The sequence below is a fragment of the Streptomyces phytophilus genome (genome assembly GCF_013870535.1).
Lineage (GTDB): Bacteria > Actinomycetota > Actinomycetes > Streptomycetales > Streptomycetaceae > Streptomyces > Streptomyces phytophilus.
On sequence record NZ_JACBXC010001469.1, the window covers coordinates 1 to 1371 of the forward strand.

General features: G+C 76.7%; 1 protein-coding gene. It reads right to left on the bottom strand.

Annotated features, from left to right (window positions below; all coding sequences use genetic code 11):
* On the bottom strand, window positions 1-1195 hold a 1195-nt coding region (locus H5J30_RS33435), incomplete at its 3' end, for a bifunctional 3'-5' exonuclease/DNA polymerase (protein WP_181791492.1).
* Window positions 1196-1371 lie beyond the last annotated feature (176 nt).

A 1371-nucleotide genomic window follows, 5' to 3' on the forward strand; every position in this document is an offset into this window, starting at 1 on the left:
CCGCCAGGTACGTCAGCGCGTCGCCGGAGGTCTGACCGTAGATCGCGCCCAGCAGCGCGAGCTTCGCCTCCGCGCGCCCGCCCGCGAACGCGCGGTCCGCCAGCGCCTCGTACAGGTCCCGGGTGCCGTCCGCCGCCGCCATCAGCCCCGGGTCGCGGGAGACGGCGGCCAGCACGCGCGGCTCCATCTGGTCCGCGTCCGCGACCACCAGGCGCCAGCCCTCGTCCGCGACGACCGCGCGGCGCACGACGCGCGGGATCTGCAGCGCGCCGCCGCCGTGCGTGGTCCAGCGACCGGACATGGCACCGCCCGGCAGGTACTCGGGGCGGAACCGGCCGTCGTGCACCCAGGTCTGCAGCCAGGACCAGCCGTGGGCGGTGTGCAGCCGGTAGAGCTTCTTGTACTCCAGCAGCGGGGCGACGGCGGGGTGGTCGACGTCCTGGAGCTCCCACTTGCGGGTGGAGGCGACCCGGACGCCGGCCTTGCGGAACGCGCGGACGACCTCCGCGGGCAGGTCCGGGCGGACCCGCTCGCCGAACGCGCGGGAGACGTCGTCGGCGAGTTCGGCGAGGCGGGGCGGCTCCAGGCCGCCGGGGTACCGGCCGCCGAGCAACTCGGTGAGCAGGGCGTCGTGCACGTCGGCGCGCCACGGGAGTCCCGCGCGGTGCATCTCGGCGGCGACGAGCATGCCGGCGGACTCGGCGGCGAGGAGGAGGCGCAGGCGGTGCGGGGCGGCGGAGGCGGCGATGCGGTCGCGCTGCGCGGCGTGGACGGCGAGGAGTTCGTCGATGCCGTGGGTGGCGGTGGGGGCGGGGTCGAAGAGGGTGGACCCGGGCTCGCTCCCGAACGAGCGGGGCGGCGGATCAGCAGGCACGGGGAGCCCGCGGAGTCGGGCCCAGGCGGCGGCCACCGAGCGGGGCAGGCCCCACATTCCCTCGTGGCCGAGAAGGACGGCCTCGGCGGCTTCGATGTCGTGGCAGCGGGGGACGGTGATGCCCGCGTCGAGGAGGCGGGGGTAGAACGCGGCGGTGGAGGGCCAGATCCAGCGGTCGGCGGTGGGGTGGTGGCGAAGGGCGTCGGCGGGGTGGGGGTAGGTGTGCGGAGGGCCGGCGGGGGTGAGGTCGGGGGTGCCGTCGGGGTCGACGGGACAGACGGTGACTCCGCCGTGAGGTCCGTCGGCCATGGCCCAGTGCATGCCCCCGAGTCTGCCACCGGGCACTGACACCCCCCCGGCGGCCGATGGCCGGGGGTCGGGGGTCGGTCGGTCGACCGTTGGCGGTGGCGGTTGGCCGTTCGCGATGGCGGTCGGCCGTTCGCGGTGGCGGTGGCGGGGTGGTCGGCGGGTGGGATGTTCCCCGACCCCGCCCCTTC